11 protein-coding genes are annotated in these 16,361 nt (G+C 64.1%); 2 read left to right on the forward strand and 9 right to left on the reverse strand.

The features are described 5' to 3' along the window. The first annotated feature begins 87 nt into the window (after positions 1 to 87). Both EH240_RS24670 and EH240_RS24675 read left to right on the forward strand, forming a co-directional pair. Positions 88 to 585, forward strand: a complete 498-nt coding sequence (locus EH240_RS24670; protein ID WP_425374831.1) for a TadE/TadG family type IV pilus assembly protein — start codon at positions 88 to 90, stop codon at positions 583 to 585. Next, the gene (locus EH240_RS24675) at positions 585 to 1,046 is read left to right on the forward strand and encodes a pilus assembly protein TadG-related protein (RefSeq protein WP_206075320.1); all 462 of its coding nucleotides are present in this window, start codon (positions 585 to 587) and stop codon (positions 1,044 to 1,046) included. Before EH240_RS24670 ends, EH240_RS24675 begins: the two co-directional genes overlap by 1 nt. Positions 1,047 to 1,055: 9 nt before the next feature. Here EH240_RS24675 and bglA read toward each other — a convergent pair whose 3' ends face one another. The 9 genes from bglA to EH240_RS24720 form a co-directional block, all read right to left on the reverse strand. Further along, complete coding sequence (gene bglA, locus EH240_RS24680) at positions 1,056 to 2,711, reverse strand: beta-galactosidase BglA (RefSeq protein WP_125003494.1); 1,656 nt, start codon at positions 2,709 to 2,711, stop codon at positions 1,056 to 1,058. Continuing rightward, positions 2,711 to 4,711, reverse strand: a complete 2,001-nt coding sequence (gene glgX / locus EH240_RS24685; RefSeq protein WP_125003496.1) for a glycogen debranching protein GlgX — start codon at positions 4,709 to 4,711, stop codon at positions 2,711 to 2,713. The genes bglA and glgX overlap by 1 nt, the downstream gene beginning before the upstream one ends. Positions 4,712 to 4,772: 61 nt before the next feature. Continuing rightward, positions 4,773 to 6,401: an alpha-D-glucose phosphate-specific phosphoglucomutase gene (locus EH240_RS24690; protein WP_125003498.1), complete on the reverse strand. Its 1,629-nt coding sequence runs from the start codon at positions 6,399 to 6,401 to the stop codon at positions 4,773 to 4,775. A gap of 3 nt (positions 6,402 to 6,404) precedes the next feature. Further along, entirely contained in the window at positions 6,405 to 7,850 is a 1,446-nt protein-coding gene (glgA, locus tag EH240_RS24695) for a glycogen synthase GlgA (protein WP_125003500.1), read from the reverse strand. A gap of 147 nt (positions 7,851 to 7,997) precedes the next feature. Further along, entirely contained in the window at positions 7,998 to 9,263 is a 1,266-nt protein-coding gene (gene glgC, locus EH240_RS24700) for a glucose-1-phosphate adenylyltransferase (protein ID WP_125003502.1), read from the reverse strand. Positions 9,264 to 9,315: 52 nt separating this feature from the next. Then, positions 9,316 to 11,538: a 1,4-alpha-glucan branching protein GlgB gene (gene glgB, locus EH240_RS24705; RefSeq protein ID WP_125003504.1), complete on the reverse strand. Its 2,223-nt coding sequence runs from the start codon at positions 11,536 to 11,538 to the stop codon at positions 9,316 to 9,318. 340 nt (positions 11,539 to 11,878) lie between these two features. Continuing rightward, positions 11,879 to 14,341 (reverse strand): glycogen/starch/alpha-glucan phosphorylase, encoded by a 2,463-nt coding sequence (locus EH240_RS24710; RefSeq protein WP_125003506.1) that lies wholly within the window; start codon positions 14,339 to 14,341, stop codon positions 11,879 to 11,881. A gap of 143 nt (positions 14,342 to 14,484) precedes the next feature. Further along, a complete protein-coding gene (locus EH240_RS24715; RefSeq protein WP_125003508.1) occupies positions 14,485 to 15,267 on the reverse strand; it encodes an ATP-binding cassette domain-containing protein in 783 nt (260 codons plus the stop codon). Between the two features lie 2 nt (positions 15,268 to 15,269). Continuing rightward, complete coding sequence (locus tag EH240_RS24720; RefSeq protein ID WP_125003567.1) at positions 15,270 to 16,334, reverse strand: ABC transporter permease; 1,065 nt, start codon at positions 16,332 to 16,334, stop codon at positions 15,270 to 15,272. Positions 16,335 to 16,361: the final 27 nt, after the last annotated feature.

Genomic DNA, 16,361 nt, shown 5'->3' on the forward strand with positions numbered 1-16,361 from the left:
CACTGCTTGACGTTAAGTGAACGGCACCCTGCTAAAACAGTGGAATCTAAAGCTTAAGCGCGCTGTTCAACTCAGTGCAGCTTTCGGTTGTTCCAGCCGTTTTCGGTTTCTGCAGGCAGGTCTTGGCATTCTCCGGACCATGCTAAAAACCGAAAATCGCCCGCTTCATGGTCTCGTTTCCGGGCTGACGCCGCGGCCACGTCGGCGGTCGAATTCGCCATGCTGGCGCCGATCTTCATCCTGCTGCTGCTCGGAATGGTTGCATACGGAATCTACTTCGGCGCCAGCCATTCGGTCCAGCAGATCGCCGCCGACGCGGCGCGAACGGCGATTGCCGGCCTCAACCAGACCGAGCGACAGACGCTGGTCACCAACTTCATCACCCACGACGTCGCAGGCTATCCCTTTGTCGACCCGAAGAAGTTGACGGTCGACGCCAAGGACAGCGCCGTCGACGGCAGCCAGTTCATCGTCTCGGTCAGCTATGACGCGCGCAACCTGCCGATCTGGAACCTGTTCCGGACGCTGCCGTTGCCAGCCAAAACGATCCAGCGTCAGTCGACGATCCAGGTCGGAGGCATATGATGCGCAATCGCGCGGGGGGACTGACGGGCGCGACGCGGCGGCTGATCGCCGACCGGCGCGCCAATTTCGCCGTCATGACCGCGCTCTGCACGCCGGTGGCGCTGGCGCTGACCGCTTTCGCGATCGACGAGGGCTCGCTTTACAACGAGCGCCGCGCCGCGCAGTCGATCGTCGATCTCGCCGCGATCACCGCCGCCGCCAACATCAACAATGCCCAGAAAGCGGTGCTGACGACGCTGAAGGACAACGGAATCACGTCCGTGGCCGTGCAGCAACAGGGGACCGACATCGCGCCGACCGGCAGCAAGGCGAAGCCGGCGGTGACGACGCTGCTCAACAGCGTGACCGCACCCGTCGACGGCCTCGTTTACAATGTGCTTGCAGCGCTCGGCGTCCATGTCGGCGAGGCCGATGTTCGGGTGACCGGCGCGACTTGTGGACGCTCCGTGCTCGTCCAGTAGAGCAATCCGTCAGATAATTCTCCCGACGAAGCAACCCACAGGCGGCAGTGCCAGCGCAATCTCTTCGAGAACACCGCCAAGAACGCCGGCGATGTCGACGGCAAGAGCCGTTATCTCGACATCCCTGATCTCCGCCGGCAACGTCCAGCTCGCCGGCTCACCGGCGAAGTTGAAGACGCATAACAATTTCTCGTCTTCGTGCTGGCGGATGAAAGCCAGCACATCGCCCTCGGCTTCGAGAAAGCGGATCGAGCCGTCGATCAGTGCCGGATGGCGCTTGCGCAAGGCCAGGATCGAGCGATACGCGGCAAGCACGGAACCGTCTTCGCTGTTTTGCACATCGACCGCCCGGCCACGGTGCGCCAGCGGTACCGGCAGCCAGGGCTTGCCAGTCGAGAAGCCGCCATTCTCGGCCTCAGCTTCCCAGACCATCGGCGTGCGGCAGCCGTCCCTGCCCTTCACGCCCGGCCAGAAGCGGATGCCCAGCGGATCGCGCAGATCCTCATAGGCGAGCTCGGCTTCCTCCAGCCCAAGCTCCTCGCCCTGGTAGAGGCAGATCGAGCCGCGCAGAGAGCAAAGCAGCGCGATCGCGAATTTTGCCACCGCGTCCGGGTTCTCGCCAGGCCGCGTCCAGCGGCTGACATGGCGCACCACGTCGTGATTGGAGAAGGCCCAGCAGACCCAGCCGTCGGCAACTGCGCTTTCAAAAGCTTCCACGCAGCCGCGCACATGAGCCGCCGAGAATTGCGGGCCGAGCAGGTCGAAGGTGTAGCACATCTGCAGCTTGTCGCCGCCGGATGTGTAGGCGGCGAGCGTTTGCAGCGAGCGCTCCTCGTCGCCCACCTCGCCGACCGCGGCACGGTCCGGGTCCTCGTCGAGCAGCGCGCGAAAGCGTTTCAGGAAATCGAGGTTTTCTGGCCGCGTCTTGTCGAAGAGATGCTCCTGGAAGGCATAGGAGGTGGTGGCATCGTTGGTGCCGGCGACGCTCTCGGCCAAAGGCGGGTTGTCGCGCAGCCAGCGGTCGTGGACATAGTAGTTGACGGTATCCAGCCGGAACCCGTCTACGCCGCGCTCCAGCCAGAAGCGCACAGTGTCCAAAAGCGCGTCCTGCACTTCCGGGGTATGGAAATTGAGGTCCGGCTGCGCGGCCAGGAAATTGTGCATGTAGTACTGCCGGCGGGTGGCGTCCCACTCCCAGGCGGGGCCGCCGAACAGGGATTGCCAGTTGTTGGGCGCGCTGCCATCCGGCTTCGCGTCGGCCCAGACATACCAGTCGGCCTTCGAATTATCGCGGCTGGCGCGGCTTTCGACGAACCATTCATGCCTGTCGGACGAGTGCGAGATCACCTGGTCGATGATGAGCTTCAGGCCGAGCCGGTGCGCCTCGGCGACCAGCGCGTCGAAGTCCTCGAGTGTGCCGAACATCGGATCGACGTCGCGATAGTCCGACACGTCGTAGCCCATGTCGGCCATGGGCGACTTGAAGAAGGGCGAGAGCCAAACGGCATCGACGCCGAGCGAAGCGACATGGGCGAGCCGCGCCGTGATGCCCTTGAGATCGCCGCTGCCGTCGCCGGTCGTGTCCTGGAAGGAACGCGGATAGATCTGGTAGATGACGCAGCCGCGCCACCATTCGGCCCCTTGCCCAGCATTGCCATCAGCCATCACGAACCCTTTCCGGCGCGGACCTTGGCAGCGCGCCGCTCGATCATAAATGTCACGCTGCGGCCGGGCAGTGGCCGCACAAGGTCGACCGCAATCGCCTCGATCGCCGGATCCCACTCAAATCCTTCACGGGCGGGCAAGGTGAAGACGCATTGGCGGCGGTCGCCATTGACCAGAACGGCAAGGCGACCGCCCCCGCTATGGCCGAGCATCATGACGAGGCGATGTCGGCCGGGATCGTTCCACTCGGCCTCGTCGAGCGGCGCGCCGGTTTCGGTCAGCCAGGCGACGTCCGGAGTGGCTGAGGTGTCGGCCGGCTTCCCGATCAGGAAACGCGTGTCCGACAGAGACGGGAAGGCCCGGCGCATCGCCGAGAGTGACGCGGCGTACCGTTCCAGCGCCTGATCGCGGCCAGCCCAATCGAGCCAGGTGATGGCGTTGTCTTGCGCATAGGCGTTGTTGTTGCCCTGCTGCGTTCTGCCGAACTCGTCGCCGGCGGTCAGCATGATGGTGCCGCGCGAGGCAAAGAGCGTCGCAAGCAGCGCGCACTGGTCGCCGAAGCGGGCCTTGGCGACTTCCGCGTCATCCGTCTCGCCCTCGATCCCGTTGTTCCACGACAGGTTGTCGTCATGGCCGTCGCGATTCTCCTCGCCATTGGCCGCGTTGTGCTTCTCCTCATAGGCGACGATGTCGGCCAGCGTCATGCCGTCATGCGCGGCGATGAAGTTGACGCTGCGGCTCACCGGCTGGCCCGCCCTGCCGAAGACATCCGAGGAACCGGCTAGCCGCGTGGCTAAAGCGCCGACCATACCGGCATCGCCGCGCCAGAAGCGCCGGACGTCATCGCGGTAGCGATCGTTCCATTCGAGATATGGCGGCCGGAAATTGCCGAGCTGATAGCCGTCCGGACCGATATCCCACGGTTCCGCGATCAGCATGCGGTCGGCGAGCGCGGGATCGCCCGCTATCGCTTCGAGCAATTGCGCATCCGGGTCGAAGGCACCATCGACACGGCCGAGCACCGGCGCCAGGTCGAAGCGGAAACCATCGACTCCGGCGTGGCGGACGAAATGGCGGAGCGTGTCGAGCACCATCTGCTGCACGATTGGATGATCGCAGGCGACCGTGTTGCCGGTGCCGGTGTCGTTGGCCAGCCGGCCGTCCGGCAGATGCCGATAATAGGCCTGCGCATCGAGGCCGCGCAGCGACAGTGTCGGCCCCAGCCGGTCGCTCTCGCCGGTGTGATTGAAGACGAGGTCGAGGATGGTGCCGATACCCGCCTCGCGCAGCGCCGCGACGGTGGCGCGCAATTCCTTGAGGCCGCCGGGCGCGAGGCGTGGGTCGAGCGCCATGAAGGTGACGGGGTTGTAGCCCCAGGCGTTGTGGAGCCCCAATGGCGGCAGATGCCGTTCGTCGATCGAGGCGGTCACCGGCATCAGCTCGACGGCGGAAACGCCGAGACGCTTCAGATGCTCGATGACGGCCGGATGGGCGAGCGCCGCGATGGTGCCGCGCTGCGCTTCAGGCACATCCGGATGCAGCTTGGTGAAGGAGCGGACGTTCAGTTCGTAGATCAGGCCACCGGGTTGGAACAACGGCGGCTTGGCAGTCCACGGCTGGGGCAGCGCGCGCGCCACTGCCTTCGGCATCAACGGGGCGGTGTCGGCACCTTCGTTGCGTTTGGCGGCAAGTCGCCAGTGGTATTGGTAGGGCCTGTCGATCTCGACCGCATAAGGATCGGTGAGCAGCTTGTCCGGATCGAACCATAAACCGCGTTCCGGTGCATAGTCGCCGTCAGCACGAAAGCCATAGCGCGCGCCTTCTGAAAGGCTGGAGATGAAGAGCGCATGCACGCCTTCGCCGTCCCGCTTCAGCTCCAGCCGGTCGATCTCGCGGGCTCCCGTATCGTCGAAGATCGATACCCACAGCCGTCTTGCCGACGACGACCAGACGGCAAAGCGGATACTTTCGCTGGTCACGGTGGCGCCGAGCTGGGTCACGGGTACCTCCCGCCCCCTCCTTCTCCCACAAGGGGAGAAGGGGGAGCCTCCTCCGCCACCCTCAAGTAATCACGCTCGGCTTGTTGCGGCCGGTGTGGCTCTTGATGCCGGCGATGTCGTCGGCGGCGGCGATGAGGTCGGCGAGGGCTTCCTGCGTGTCGAGGTCGTGCCTCGCCTTGTCCGGCTCGTAGCGCTCGATGTAGACGCGCAGAGTGGCACCGGAAGTGCCAGTGCCCGACAGGCGGAAGACGACGCGCGATCCGCCCTCGAACAGGATCCGGATGCCCTGGTTCTTGCTCACCGAGCCGTCGACCGGATCATGATAGGCGAAGTCGTCGGCGCTGGCGATTGTCATGCCACGCACGCTGGTGCCGGGCAGCGCGCCGAGCTTGGCGCGCAATTCGTCGACCAGCTTATTGGCGCGGTCGGTCTCGACCTCTTCATAGTCGTGGCGCGAATAATAGTTGCGACCGTAGGTTTCCCAATGCTTGGTGACGATGTCCTTGCAGCTCTCGCCGCGCACCGCGAGGATGTTGAGCCACAGAAGCACGGCCCACAGCCCGTCCTTCTCGCGCACATGGTTGGAGCCGGTGCCGGCGCTTTCCTCGCCGCAGATCGTCGCCATGCCGGCGTCGAGCAGATTGCCGAAGAACTTCCAGCCGGTCGGCGTCTCGTAGATGCCGATGCCGAGCTTCTCGGCGACGCGGTCGGCCGCACCGCTGGTCGGCATCGAGCGGGCGATGCCTTTCAGGCCTTCCTTGTAGCCCGGCGCCAGATGCGCGTTGGCGGCAAGCATCGCCACCGAATCGGACGGGGTGACGAAGATGCCCTTGCCGATGATCAAATTGCGGTCGCCGTCGCCGTCGGAAGCGGCGCCGAAATCCGGCGCATCCGGGCCCATCATCTCGTCATAGAGATGCTTGGCGTGCACCAGGTTCGGGTCGGGGTGATGGCCGCCGAAGTCGGGCAGCGGCTTGAAGTTGCGGCAGGTGCCGTTGGGCGCGCCGAGCCGGCGCTCGAGTATCTCCTTGGCGTAAGGGCCGGTCACCGCGTGCATGGCGTCGAAGCGCATGCGGAAGCCATATTTGAAGTTGGCGCGGATGGCGTCGAAGTCGAACAGGCTTTCCATCAGCTCGGCATAGTCCTTGACCGGGTCGATGATCTCGACCGTCATGCCGCCGGCCTGAACGGTACCGATCGTATCGATGTCGATTTGCCCGATGTCGGTGATCTTGAAGCTCGAGATCGTCTTGGTCTTCTCGAAGATCGCATCGGTGATCTTCTCCGGCGCCGGGCCGCCATTGCCGGCATTGTACTTGATGCCGAAATCCTCGTGGGGGCCGCCCGGATTGTGGCTGGCCGACAGGATGATGCCGCCGAAGGTCTTGTATTTGCGGATGATGTTGGAGGCGGCCGGCGTCGACAGAATCCCGCCCTGTCCGACCATCACCTTGCCGAAGCCGTTGGCGGCGGCCATGGCGATGGCCTTCTGGATGACCTCGCGGTTGTAGAAGCGGCCGTCGCCGCCGATCACCAGCGTCTTGCCCTCAAAACCTTCCAGCGCATCAAAGATCGACTGGATGAAGTTCTCGGCATAATGCTCCTGCTGGAAGACCGGCACTTTCTTGCGCAGGCCGGAGGTGCCGGGCTTCTGGTCGGTGTAGGGTTTGGTGAGGACGGTCCGTATCATGCTTCAGGCAACCCTTTTCGAAAGCAGCAAGCGATAGAGTTCGACATATTTCTCGGCGCTTTTGTCCCAGGAGACATCGGCCTTCATGCCCTGGCGCTGGATCGAGGCCCAGGCGGCGGGCCTGGCATGCGCCTCGACCAGGCGGTGGATCGCATGCAGCAGCGCGCCGCCATTGTTCGGCGCGAACTGGAAGCCGGTGGCGACGCCCGCCGAAAGTGCTGCCTCATTGGCGTCGATGATGGTGTCGGCGAGACCGCCGGTGCGGGCGACGACCGGCACGCAGCCATAGCGCAGGCCGTAGAGCTGCGTCAGCCCGCAGGGCTCGAAGCGCGACGGGATGACGATGGCGTCGCAGCCGCCCTGCATGATGTGGGAAAGCGCTTCGTCATAGCCGATGACGACGCCGACGCGGCCGCGGTGGCGCGCGGCGGCGGCGAGCAGCGAGCCTTCGAGGCCGGCGTCGCCCGACCCCAGGATCGCCAGCCGCGCCCCGGCGGCAGCGACGCCGTCGACGACCGCGGCCAGTATGTCCATGCCCTTCTGCCAGGTCAGCCGGCTGACGACGCAGACGATCGGGCTGTCGTCGTTCTCGAGGTTGAAGCGGTCCTCTACAGCCTTGCGGTTGGGGCCGCGGGCAGCAAGCGTCTCGGCCGAATAATTGGCCACCAGATGCTTGTCGGTCGCCGGATTCCAGATGTCGACGTCGATGCCGTTGACGATGCCGTAGAGGTCGGTGGCGCGCATGTTGATCAGACCGTCGAGGCCCATGCCGAATTCCGGCGAGCGTATCTCCTGCGCGTAAGTCGGGCTCACCGTGGTGATCGCCCAGGCGGCCTGCAGGCCGGCCTTGAGGAAGCCGACGCCGCCGTAATATTCGACGCCGTCGAGCTGCATCGCCACGGCCGGCAGGCTGAGCTCGCCGAAGATGCCGGCGCCGTACTGGCCCTGAAACGCCAGATTGTGCACGGTGAGCAGCGACGGCACGCCGACCGCCTTGCCGTAGCGCATATAGGCGAGCGTCATCGCCGACTGCCAGTCATGGGCGTGCACGATGTCGGGCTGGTAGCCGGAGATCGCGCCGCCGGCGATGTCGCCGCCGACCTGGCTCAGCGCCGCGAAGCGCCGCCAGTTGTCGGGCCAGTCCGAGCCGGTGACGGTGCCGTAGGGGCCACCCTGGCGATCGAACAGATGCGGCGCGTCGAGGACGAAGAGGTCGAGATCGCCAACCTTGACGGCATGGACCGAAGCCTTGCCGCCCTGCAGCAGCGGGTACTGGTAAACGGCCTTCTTTTTCTTGAAGGCCGCCATCACCACCGGATAGCCGGGAACAAGCGTGCGCATCGCCACGCCCTTGCCGGCGAGCGCGATCGGCAGGGCGCCGGTCACGTCGGCAAGCCCGCCGGTCTTGATCAGCGGGAAGATCTCGGGCGTGACCGAAAGAACCTGCATGCGCTTAACGATCCATTGCTAGTGCATACCGCCCAAAAGTGTGTAGCGGTTTTGAGATAACGCCGTGGACAAAACAAACTAAAATGACAGCTTGTTGATCAAACTGACAACGTGCTGATCAAATTGACAGCTTGCTGATCAACCCCATCAGGTTGACAACTTATTGATCATATCCTGTGTGATTAGGCAGATACCTTTTTCCGAAACGCGGAAGCGCTTGGCGTCGAGCGCCGGATCCTCGCCGACCACCAGCCCTTCCGGGATTTGGACGCCGTGGTCGATGACGACGCGCGTGAGATGCGCGTTGCGGCCGACTTGGACGTCGGGCAGCATCACCACCTCCTCGAGCTTCGAATAGGAATTGATGCGCGCGCCGGTGAAGATCAGGCTGCGGCGCAGCGAGGCGCCGGAGACGATGCAGTCGCCGGATACCAGCGAGGATATCGCCTCGCCGCGGCGGCCGTCCTCGTCATGCACGAATTTTGCCGGCGGCTTCAATTCGGCATAGGTCCAGATCGGCCAATCGCGGTCGTAGAGGTCGAGCTCGGGCGTGATGTCGGTGAGGTCGATATTGGCTTCCCAATAGGCGTCCACCGTTCCCACGTCGCGCCAGTAAGGCTCGGACTCATGCGAGGAGCGCACGCACGACTTGGCGAAGCGGTGGGCGATCGCCTTACCGTGCTGGACGATATAAGGGATGATGTCCTTGCCGAAGTCGCGGCTGGACCCGGCCTCCGCGGCGTCGCGGCGCAACTGCTCCATCAGGAACTTGGTCTTGAAAACATAGATGCCCATCGAGGCAAGCGCGAACTCGGGCTTGTCGGGGATGCCTGGCGGATCGGCCGGCTTCTCGACGAAAGCGATGATGTTGTCCTTGGCATCGACATGCATGACGCCGAAGCCGGTTGCCTCCATGCGCGGCACTTCGAGGCAGCCGACGGTGACGTCGGCGCCGGCATCGACATGCTGGCGCAGCATCAGCTCGTAATCCATCTTGTAGATGTGGTCGCCGGCAAGGATGACCATGTATTCGGGGCCATAGGCCTCGATGATGTCGATGTTCTGGTAGACGGCGTCCGCGGTGCCCTCATACCACTGCGTCTCCGACACGCGCTGCGAGGCGGGCAGGATGTCGAAGCTCTCGTTTCGCTCAGGCCGCAGGAAGTTCCAGCCGCGCTGCAGGTGGCGGATCAGCGAATGCGCCTTGTACTGGGTGGCGACGCCGAGGCGGCGGATGCCGGAGTTGAGCGCATTGGAGAGCGCGAAATCGATGATGCGGGTCTTGCCGCCGAAATAGACGGCGGGCTTGGCGCGCCGGTCGGTCAGCTCCTTGAGGCGGCTGCCGCGGCCGCCGGCCAGGACATAGGCCATGGCATCGCGCGCCAGCGGCTGGGTTCTCTTGATTTCTGCCATAGTTACCCTCCCAAGTAAGCTGTTCGGACCATTGCTTTGGCAAGATGAGATATCATCTGCCTTCGTCCGGGACGAATTCCAGCATGATCGTCGACAACGGCGGCAACAGCATAGCCGCCGATATGCCGCCGCCTTCTTCGCTCGCCACGACCATGCCGACATTGCCCATGCCGGAGCCGCCATAATCGGCGGCGTCAGTGTTCATGATCTCGCGCCACTCGCCCGCCTCCGGCAGCGGCACGCGATAGTTCTCGCGCGGCACCGGCGTGAAATTGGAGATGATGGCGATCGGGTTGCCGTCCGGCGCGCTGCGCAGCCAGGCAAAGACTGAATTGTCGCGGTCGTCGACGATCAGCCAGGAGAAGCCCTCCGGCTCGCAGTCGCGCGCATGCAGCGCCGGGCGCGAGCGGTAGAGATAGTTCAAGTCCCGCACCGCCTGCCAGACGCCGCGGTGCGGGGCGTGGTCCAGCAGGTCCCAGTCGAGCGCGCGTTCCTCGCTCCACTCGCGGCGCTGGGCGAACTCTTGACCCATGAACAGGAGCTTCTTGCCGGGATAGCCCCACATGAAGGCGTAGTAGGCGCGCAGCGTGGCGAATTTCTGCCAGTCGTCTCCGGCCATCTTGTGAAGCAGCGAGCCCTTACCGTGCACTACCTCGTCATGAGAGAGCGGCAGCACGAAATTCTCGGAGAAGGCGTAGACCAGCCCGAAGGTGATATCGTTGTGGTGGTGCTTGCGATATATCGGCTCCTTGGAGAAATACTCCAGCGTGTCGTGCATGAAGCCCATGTTCCACTTGAAGCCGAAGCCAAGCCCGCCTTCATGCACCGGCTGCGAGACTTTTGGCCATGAGGTCGATTCCTCCGCGATCGTCATCACGCCAGGATGGTGGCCGTAAAGCTCCTTGTTCATCTTCTGCAGGAAGGCGACCGCCTCGAGGTTCTCGCGCCCGCCCTTCTCGTTGGGGATCCACTCGCCCGCCTTGCGCGAATAGTCGAGGTAGAGCATCGAGGCGACCGCGTCGACGCGCAGGCCGTCGACATGGTATTTCTCGGCCCAGAACAGTGCGTTGTTGACGAGGAACGACACCACCTCGCGGCGGCCGAAATTGTAGATTGCCGTGTTCCAGTCGGGATGAAAACCCTGGCGCGGGTCTTCATGCTCGTAGAGCGCGGTGCCGTCGAATTTCACCAGGCCATGCTCGTCGACCGGGAAGTGCGCCGGCACCCAGTCGAGGATGACGCCGACGCCGGCGCGATGCGCGCCGTCGACGAAGCGGGCGAAGCCTTCGGGATCGCCGAAGCGCGCGGTTGGCGCATAGAGGCCGGTCGTCTGGTAGCCCCAGGACGGGTCGTAGGGATGCTCGGAGATCGGCAGGAACTCGATATGGGTGAAGCCGGTGTCGACCGCGTACGGGATCAGCCGCGCGGCGAGCTCGTCCCAGGTGAGGAACGTGCCGTCGTCGCGGCGCTGCCACGAGCCGGCGTGGACCTCGTAGATCGAGATCGCCTCGCGCCGGGGATCGGCCTTTTGCCAGAAGCTGCGGTGCGCCTCGTCGCCCCATTGATGCGCCATCGGCGGCGCCGTCACCGAGGCGGTCGCCGGACGCAGCTCGGATTCGAAGGCGAACGGATCCGCCTTGAGCGGCAGCCTGACGCCGTCGGGACCGATGATCTCGAACTTATAGGGCCGGCCGGAGCCGAGATCCGGAATGAACAGTTCCCAGATGCCGGTGTCCTTGCGGCCGCGCATGGTGTGCCGGCGGCCGTCCCAGTCGTTGAAGGCGCCAACCACCGAGACCCGCCTGGCATTCGGCGCCCATACGGCGAAGTGCACACCGGTGGCGCCCTCATGCTCGATGATATGGGCGCCGAGCTTGTCGAAGAGCCTTAGGTGCGAACCCTCAGCCATGTAGTAGTCGTCCAGCGGTCCGAGCACCGGGCCAAAGGAATAAGGGTCGGTAAGCCACCAGTCGCCGCCGGCGTTTTTCGCGTGATAGCGCAGCGGCTGACGCTTGCGGATCGAAAGCTTGCCCTCGAAGAAGCCGGCATCATCGCTGCGGGTGAGCTCGCCGACCTCCTTGCCGGTCAGCGTGTAGGCAGTGACGAACTCCGCATTGGGCACGAAGCAGCGGGCGACGAAGCCCTTGCCGGCCTCATGCACGCCAAGAACGGCAAAGGGATCGCCATGCGTTCCGGCGACAATCGCCGCGACATCACCGGCTGACGCCAGTCCGTCCGGCCCGCTTGTCGCAGCGGTCGCGCGCGGCTTCCTCATCAGACGGTCGCCCTCCCCGGGCACCTTTGTTTTGGCGCATGTCTTAGTCCAGCATGCACCGTTCTTAGTCTTGGTGCATGTCGCAAAACCGCTACGCACTTTTGGGCGACATGCATCAATCTTTGTTTTGGTGCATGCCGTGATCCCAAAACCGCTACGCACTTTTGGGCGACATGCACCGATCTTTGTTTTGGTGCATGCCGTGATCCCAAAACCGCTACGCACTTTTGGGCGACATGCATCAATCTTTGTTTTGGTGCATGCCGTGATCCCAAAACCGCTACGCACTTTTGGGCGACATGCACCGGGGCCACATCGTTCGTGACCTCATGCAATCACATCAGGCCGGCACGTTCCAGATTTCTTTCGCATATTGGCGGATGGTGCGATCGGACGAGAACCAGCCGACCCGGGCGACGTTGCGGATGGCGCGCGCGTACCAGTCGGGACTGTTGCGCCAGACATCGTCGACCTCACGCTGGCAGGCGGCGTAGGAGTCGAAATCGGCCGCCACCATGAACCAGTCCCTCTGATAGAGGTCGTTCATCAGGTCGCGGTAGCGGCTGGGATCGTCGGGCGAGAAGACGCCGGACGAGATCGCCGACACCGCTTGCGACAGCTCCGGCGAGGTTTCGATCACGCCACGCGGGTTGTAGCCATTGGCGCGCCGTTCCGCGACTTCCGCCGTGGTGAGGCCGAAGATGAAGATATTGTCGTCGCCCACGTGCTCCTTGATCTCGACATTGGCGCCGTCGAGCGTGCCGATGGTCAAGGCGCCGTTGAGGGCAAACTTCATGTTGCCGGTGCCGGAGGCCTCCATGCCCGCGGTCGATATCTGCTCGGACAGATCGGCGGCCGGCATCAGCACCTCGGCCAGGCTGACATTGTAGTTCGGCACGAACACAACCTTCAGCAGGCCGCGCACCGAGGGGTCGCCATTGATTACCCTGGCGACGTCGTTGGCCAGTTTGATGATGAGCTTGGCATTATGGTAGCTGGGAGCCGCCTTGCCGCCGAAGAATTTCACCCGCGGCATCCACTCCCGCTCGGGATGCGATCGGATCTGGTCGTAAAGCGCGATCGCCTCCAGGATGTTGAGGAGCTGGCGCTTGTATTCGTGGATGCGCTTGACCTGGATGTCGAACAGCGCCGAAGGATCGAGCCTGATGCCGAGCCGGTCGGCGACGAGGTTGGCAAGCCTCGCCTTGTTCTGCCGCTTCACGGCGGCGAACTTCTCGCGGAAGGCGGCGTCGTCGGCGAGTGGATCGAGATCCTTGATCGCCTCGATGTCGTCCATGAAGCGGCCGCCGATCGCCTCGCGCGCAAGCGCGGTCAGGCCCGGGTTGCACTGGATCAGCCAGCGCCTGGGCGTGATGCCGTTGGTCTTGTTGTTGATACGGTCCGGATAGAGCCTGTGCAGATCGGCGAACACCGTCTCCTTCATCAGCTCGGTGTGCAGAGCCGAGACGCCGTTGATCGAATGCGAGCCGACGAAGGCGAGATTGCCCATGCGCACGCGGCGGTCGCCGTTCTCCTGGATCAGCGAGATGCGGGCGATCTGCTCGCCGGAGAAGTGGTTGTTCGCGCGGGCCTCGAGCAGCACCTGGGCATTGATGGCGTAGACGATCTGCATATGGCGCGGCAGCAGGCGCTCGAAGAGCGGCACCGGCCAGCTTTCCAGCGCCTCCGGCAGCAGCGTGTGGTTGGTGTAGGCGAAGGTGCGCTTGGTGATGTCCCAGGCTTGGTCAAAATCCATGCCGTGGACGTCCATCAGAAGCCGCATCAGCTCCGGCACGGCGACCGCGGGATGGGTGTCGTTCAGGTGGATCGCGGCCTTGTCGGGCAGCGACTTCAGGTCGCCATATTGGCTGAGATGGCGCTGGACGATGTCCTGCAGCGAAGCGGTGGAGAAGAAATATTCCTGCCTCAGCCTGAGCTCCTGCCCGGCCTTGTGGGAATCGGCAGGATAGAGCACACGTGACAGCGCGTCGGCCTTGTTGCTTTCGGCGAGCGCGCCGATGTGGTCGCCAGCATTGAACTTGTCGAGCAGGATCGGGTCGATCGGCATGCCGGACCACAGCCGCAGCGTGTTGACGCGCTTGGCGCGCCAGCCGGCGACCGGCGTGTCATAGGCGACGGCCAGCACATGCTCGGTCGGCTTCCAGACGTGCCGCTCCAGCCGGCCGTCCTTGGAGGTGATCGATTCCACCGAGCCGCCGAAGCCGACCTCGAAGGAACGCTCGCGCCGCTCGAACTCCCACGGGTTGCCGTGGTCAAGCCAGGTCTCCGGCAGCTCGACCTGCCAGCCGTCATGGATCTCCTGGCGGAACATGCCGTTGGCGTAGCGGATGCCGTAGCCGTGCGCAGGAATATCAACGGTCGCCATGCTTTCCATGAAGCAGGCGGCGAGCCGGCCGAGGCCGCCATTGCCGAGGGCTGCGTCCGGCTCGAGGCCCGCGATGAGGTCGAGATCGACGCCGAGCGAGGCGAGCGCCTCGCGCATGTTCTCCATCAGGCCGAGATTGGAGAAGGCGTCGCGCATCAGGCGCCCGATCAGAAATTCGAGCGAGAGATAATAGACGCGCTTTTCCTGCTGGTCGTAAGCTTCCCTGGTCGCCTGCATCCAGTGATCGACGACGCGGTCGCGCACCACCTTGATCGAGGCGGTCAGCCAGTCATAGGGCGTGGCAACCGCGGTGTCCTTGCCGACCCTGTACTTGAGCGACATCAAGACTTCTTCGGCGAGCGTCTTGGGATCGGGATTGTCGAGAGCGGGGGCTTCGATCGTCATGGTGGGTGTCATGCTGCCTCTCGTGTTGGTACCACGATCATACCGGCTTTCACCGTTACTCCCAGCCCTTCCTACTGCATTGCAACATACATTCAATCGATTTAGGTCGCGATGCATCGGGCTCCCCTGCGGCAACTTACCGTAGTGGACGGAGCTTAGGCCGCCAGCGCGTCCTCCGGCGGCTTCTTGGCGCCGGTCATGAGCGCGACGGCATCCGACATGGAAATCTGCTTGGGATCGACGACGCAGAGGCGCCGCCCGAGCCGGTGGATGTGGATGCGATCGGCCACCTCGAAGACATGCGGCATGTTGTGCGAGATGAGCACGATCGGCAGGCCGCGCTTCTTGACGTCGAGGATCAGTTCCAGCACGCGGCGGCTTTCCTTGACGCCAAGGGCCGCGGTCGGTTCGTCCATGATCACCACTTTCGAGCCGAAGGCGGCGGCGCGCGCCACCGCGACGCCCTGGCGCTGGCCGCCCGAGAGCGTCTCCACCGCCTGGCTGATGTTCTGGATGGTCATCAGGCCAAGCTCGGTGAGCTTGTCGCGGGCGCGCTTTTCCATCGCCGGGCGGTCCAGCATGCGCAACCAGCTGCCAAGAGGTCCGGGCTTGCGGATTTCGCGGCCAAGGAACATGTTGTCGGCGATCGACAGCGCCGGCGAGAGCGCCAGGTTCTGGTAAACCGTCTCGATGCCGGCTTCGCGGGCTTCGATGGGCGACTTGAACTGCACCTGCTTGCCGTCGAGCTCGATCACCCCCTCATCGGCATGCACGGCGCCGGAGATCGCCTTGATCAGCGTCGACTTTCCGGCGCCGTTGTCGCCGATCACCGCCAGGATTTCTCCGGGGTAGAGATCGAAGTCACAGTTGTTGAGCGCGGTCACGCGGCCATAGCGCTTGGTGAGGCCGCGCGCGGTGAGGACAGGCTCTTGGGTCATGGTTACACCGAAACCTTTCTGATCCACTGGTCGATCGCCACAGCGCCGATGATGAGGACGCCGGTGAGCAGCACCTTCCACTGCGGGTCGGCGCCCAGCATGTTGAGGCCCATCGAGACGACGCCGACGATCATGGCGCCGAACAGCGTGCCGAGGATCGAGCCGCGGCCGCCAAAGAGCGAGATGCCGCCGATCACCGTCGCGGTGATCGCCTGCAAATTGTAGTCGGTGACGGCGGCCGACGGCGAGATCGAGCCGTTGCGGCCGATGGAGACCCAGGCCGCGAAGGCGGCAATCAGGCCGGCAAGCGTGTAGACGGCCATCAGCACCTTCTTGGTCTGGATGCCCGACAGCTTCGCCGCCTCGGGATCGTCGCCGACGGCATAAACATGACGGCCCCAGGCGGTGTGATTGAGCACGTACCAAAGGATCGCCACCAGCACGACGGTGGCAATGACACCGGCCGTCAGCACCGCAGAGCCGACCCTGAAGCTCATAGCGAACAGATGCAGAAGCGGCGCCTGGGCATCGACATCGGCATCGCGGATCGTCTCATTGGCGGAATAAATGAAGTTCGTCGCCATGACGATGTTCCAGGTGCCGAGCGTCACGATGAAGGGCGGCAGCTTCATGTAAGCGACCAGCAGGCCGTTGAGCAGGCCGCAGGCGGCGCCGGCGGCAAGCCCTACGACCACCGCAAGAAGCGTCGGCAGACCGTAGGTGATGGCGCAGTTGCCCATGATCACGGCCGAGATCACCATGATCACGCCGACCGAGAGATCGATGCCTGCGGTCAGGATGACTAGCGTCTGGGCGGCGCCCAGAATACCGACGATGGCGATCTGCTGCAGGATCAGCGTCAGCGTGTAGGACGAGAAGAAACGTCCGCCGATGGCAATGCCGAAGATGATGATCGACAGCACCAGCACGATCAGCGGCACCGCCGCAGGCGTCGAATGCAGGAAGTGCTGGGCGCGCTTGACGAACGACGTACCATGCTCCTCGAAAGCGGCGACGCTGGTGTCGCTGCCCGAGAGTGCCTTCTCGAATTCCTGAATCTGCGACATGTATCCTCCCGTCTCGCGGAGCTTCGT

This window comes from Mesorhizobium tamadayense (assembly GCF_003863365.1).
GTDB classification, from domain to species: Bacteria; Pseudomonadota; Alphaproteobacteria; order Rhizobiales; family Rhizobiaceae; genus Mesorhizobium; species Mesorhizobium tamadayense.

Bases quoted from the DNA above. Each gene is read 5' to 3' on its own strand.
- EH240_RS24720 (WP_125003567.1), bottom strand. From the start codon at position 16,334: ATGTCGCAGATTCAGGAATTCGAGAAGGCACTCTCGGGCAGCGACACC.
- EH240_RS24715 (WP_125003508.1), bottom strand. From the start codon at position 15,267: ATGACCCAAGAGCCTGTCCTCACCGCGCGCGGCCTCACCAAGCGCTAT.
- glgC (WP_125003502.1), bottom strand. From the start codon at position 9,263: ATGGCAGAAATCAAGAGAACCCAGCCGCTGGCGCGCGATGCCATGGCC.
- EH240_RS24710 (WP_125003506.1), bottom strand. From the start codon at position 14,341: ATGACACCCACCATGACGATCGAAGCCCCCGCTCTCGACAATCCCGAT.
- EH240_RS24690 (WP_125003498.1), bottom strand. From the start codon at position 6,401: ATGATACGGACCGTCCTCACCAAACCCTACACCGACCAGAAGCCCGGC.
- glgA (WP_125003500.1), bottom strand. From the start codon at position 7,850: ATGCAGGTTCTTTCGGTCACGCCCGAGATCTTCCCGCTGATCAAGACC.
- glgB (WP_125003504.1), bottom strand. From the start codon at position 11,538: ATGAGGAAGCCGCGCGCGACCGCTGCGACAAGCGGGCCGGACGGACTG.
- EH240_RS24675 (WP_206075320.1), top strand. From the start codon at position 585: ATGCGCAATCGCGCGGGGGGACTGACGGGCGCGACGCGGCGGCTGATC.
- bglA (WP_125003494.1), bottom strand. From the start codon at position 2,711: ATGGCTGATGGCAATGCTGGGCAAGGGGCCGAATGGTGGCGCGGCTGC.